The organism is Corallococcus sp. CA041A, from assembly GCF_003612075.1.
GTDB lineage: Bacteria > Myxococcota > Myxococcia > Myxococcales > Myxococcaceae > Corallococcus > Corallococcus exiguus.
Window position 1 is genome coordinate 1 of sequence record NZ_RAWF01000463.1, and the last position, 3,553, is coordinate 3,553.

The following is a 3,553-nucleotide window of genomic DNA, read 5'->3' on the forward strand; positions in this document are numbered from 1 at the left end:
AGATGGGTATAAGAGACAGGGCCCCGACCGAGTACGAGGAGGACGTCGAGGTCACCGCAGTGGGCGAGACGCGCGCCGAGCGCCGCCGCAAGTCGGCGGAGGCCGTGCAGGTCATCGAGCTGGAGCAGGCCAGCATGGAGTCCGCCGACCTGGGCACCGCGCTGGCGCGCACGGAGGGCGTGGACGTGCGCCGCACCGGCGGCCTGGGCAGCACCGCGCGCATCTCCATCGCGGGCCTGTCCGATGATCAGGTGCGCTTCTTCATCGACGGCGTCCCGCTGGAGTTCGCGGGCTACGGCCCGGGCCTGGCGAACGTGCCGGTGAACCTGGTGCAGCAGATGGAGGTCTACACGGGCGTGGTGCCCATCCGCTTCGGCGCGGACGTGCTGGGCGGCGCCGTGGAGCTCGTCACCGACCAGGACGTGCGCGGCTCGGCCGTGGCGGGCTCCTACGAGCTGGCCTCCTTCAACATCCACCGCTTCACCGCGAGCGGCCGCCACTACCAGGAGTCCACCGGCCTGCTGGTGCGCGCGCACGGCTTCTACGACGACGCGCGCAACGACTACCCCGTCAACGTGGAGGTGCCCAACGACCTGGGCAAGCCCGTGCCCGTGGAGGTGCGGCGCTTCCACGACGGCTACCGCGCGGGCGGGGCCAGCGTCGAGGCGGGCTTCGTGGACAAGCCCTGGGCGCGGCGCCTGCTCATGCGCGGCTTCATCAACGCCGCCGGCCGCGACATCCAGAACGACGTCAACATGGAGGCCGCCTACGGCGAGGTGACCACCGCCGACGGCTCCGCGGGCGCTACGCTGCGCTACGCGCAGAACCACGACCCGGGCGTGAGCGTGGACGCGGTGGGCGGGTACACGTTCCGCCGCAACCGGTTCCTGGACATCGGCTCGTGCGCCTACGACTGGTATGGCCGCTGCTTCCTCACCCTGCCCCAGCCGGGGGAGATCAGCGAAGGCGGCGCGGAGCGCTACGTCAACCAGCACACCGCGTTCGCGCGGCTCAACGCCGCCTGGACGCCCGTGCCCGGTGGCGCGCACACGCTGCGGCTCGCGGTGTCGCCCACCTTCGTGGCGCGCTCCGGCGAGGACCGCCGGCTCCAGGCGAACAACCAGCCGGATCCACTCACCGCGCCCCGCGGCGTCACGTCCCTGGTGTCGGGCCTGGAGTACCAGCTCGATGCCATTGACGGGCGGCTGCAGAACATCGCCTTCGTGAAGGACTACCTCCAGGACGTGCGCGCGCAGAAGCTGCTGGCCAGCGCGGAGTTCATGGACCTGGGCCGCACCGCGCACGAGTTCGGCCTGGGTGACAGCCTGCGCTTCCGCATCACCCCCGAGCTTGGCGCCAAGGCCTCCTACGAGTGGGCCACGCGGCTGCCGCGCCCGGATGAAATCTTCGGCGACGGGAACCTCATCGTCGACAACCTGGAGCTCCGGCCGGAGACCAGCCACAACTTCAACCTGGGGCTGGGCTACGCGTCCGAGCCAGGCCGCGCAGGCAGCTTCCGCGCCAACGTGAACGGCTTTGCCCGGCTGACGGATCAGCTCATCATCCTGATTGGCCAGGGCAGCTACTTCACGTACCAGAACGTCTACGGTTCTCGAGCGCTGGGCGCGATGGGCTCCCTGGGGTGGACGTCTCCGGGCCGCTACCTGAGCCTGGACGGCAACGCCACGTATCAAGATCTGCGCAACACCTCCGGCGAAGGCAACTACGCCGAGTTCAAGGACCAGCGCATCCCCAACCGTCCCTACCTGACGGCCAACGGCAGCGCGCAGGTCCGCGTGTCCGGCCTGCTCAAGTTCCAGGACGAGCTGCTCGTCACGTGGCGCACGCGCTACGTGGACGACTTCCTCCTCTCCTGGGAGGCGCTGGGCAACGACGACAAGCTGGGCATCGATTCACAGCTCACGCACGGGCTGGCGCTCACCTACGTCATCCGCGACATGTCGACCCGGCTGAGCTGGACGTTGGACTTCCAGAACATCACCAACGCCCAGACCTACGACTTCTACGGGGTCCAGCGCCCCGGGCGGCTCATCGCCGCCAAGTTCACGCTGGAGCGCTGAACCATCGCGTTCCTGTTTTTCGCCGCACCTCCACCCCACTTGAAAGGGAAGTCCTTTGACGCCTTCACCCTTCCTCCGCACCTCCGCGCGCCTGCTGCTGGCGCTCTCCCTCGCCTTCACTGCGGCCGCCTGCAACGACGACGACGACAACACGCCGGACTCGGGCACCAACACCGACGCCGGCACCGACGCGGGCACGACGACTCCGCCGATGTACGCGTTCGTCGCGCAGGTCAGCGTCGAGGGCAACCCCCAGAGCTACGTCATCCTGACGGAGACGTTGGATCCGGCCACGCCGCTGTCCACCGCCAACGCCACGCAGATCAACGGCCGCGCGCTGGGCTCCGGCATCACGAAGTCGGGCGCCATCTTCGTCTCCAGCAGCGCCGGCGCCACCGTCACCCGCTACAACCTGACGGCCAGCAACACGCTGGAGAAGGCCGGTGAGGTCACCTTCGCGGGCAAGGGCGTCACCACCATCGGCGAGTACCAGAACCAGTTCCAGTTCGCCTCCGAGACCAAGGCCTACTACTTCGACGGCCGCAACTCGCAGGTCATCATCTGGAACCCGAAGGACATGACGCTGACGAACAGCATCTCGCTGCCGGAGCTGACCATCGCCGGGAGTTCGACGACCTTCGCCTCCAACCCGATCCGCGTGGGCACCAAGGTGCTGATGCCGGTGGGCTGGCGCGCGGGCGCCGCCGTCACGAAGCAGGCGGGCATCATCGTGGTGGACACGGCGAACGACAGCGCGGTGCTGGTGAAGGATGACCGCTGCGGCTACGTGCGCGACGGCATCGTGGGCACGGACAACAAGGTCTACCTGGCGACGGAGGCGTACGGCGCCGCGGAGAAGCGCGTGTCCGGCACCAACTCCAGCGTTCCCACGCCCTGCATGCTGAAGTTCGACCCGGCGACGAACACCTACGACGCGACCTACTTCAAGGACCTGGGCACGCTGACGAACGGCGGCGCCACCGGTTCGCTGCTCGCGGGCCCCAACGGCACGGGCTACCTGCGCGTGCTGGATGAGACCGTCTACCCGGTCGCGGTGGACACGAACGCGCGCGTCCTCGCGAGCGCCGTGGCCTGGAAGTGGTGGAAGATCGACCCGGCCGCCGGCACCAACGCGACGCTCGTGGACACGCTGCCGGCCAGCACGGGCAGCTCGTTCCTGTATGAGATGAACGGCCGCACGGTGTTCAGCGAGTTCACCAACAACAGCGGCACCACGAACTACCGCGAGCTGTCGGACCTGACCGGCAACCTGGTGGCGACGCACCAGGGCCTGTCGTTCTCCTTCCTGCAGCTGCGCTAGGACGTGTCCGCAAATAGTTCGAGTGGAGCCGGGTGTTAGGAGGGCATGAGCCGAGGAGAGCTGACGGACGCCCAATGGGAGCGGCTGGCAGGACTGCTGCCGCCCCAGAAACCCGCGCGGGGCCGACCGAACAAGGACCACCGCGAAGTGC

At 68.6% G+C, this 3,553-nt stretch carries 2 protein-coding genes and 1 pseudogene; all 3 read left to right on the forward strand.

All coding sequences use genetic code 11. The features are described from left to right. A partial coding sequence (mxcH, locus tag D7V77_RS41005) for a TonB-dependent siderophore myxochelin receptor MxcH (RefSeq protein WP_120581602.1) occupies positions 1–2,081 on the forward strand: 2,081 nt, incomplete at its 5' end. Between the two features lie 55 nt (positions 2,082–2,136). Next, complete coding sequence (locus D7V77_RS41010; RefSeq protein WP_120581603.1) at positions 2,137–3,402, forward strand: hypothetical protein; 1,266 nt, start codon at positions 2,137–2,139, stop codon at positions 3,400–3,402. Positions 3,403–3,447: 45 nt separating this feature from the next. After that, positions 3,448–3,553, forward strand: a pseudogene (locus D7V77_RS41015) (IS5/IS1182 family transposase); the annotation flags it as partial.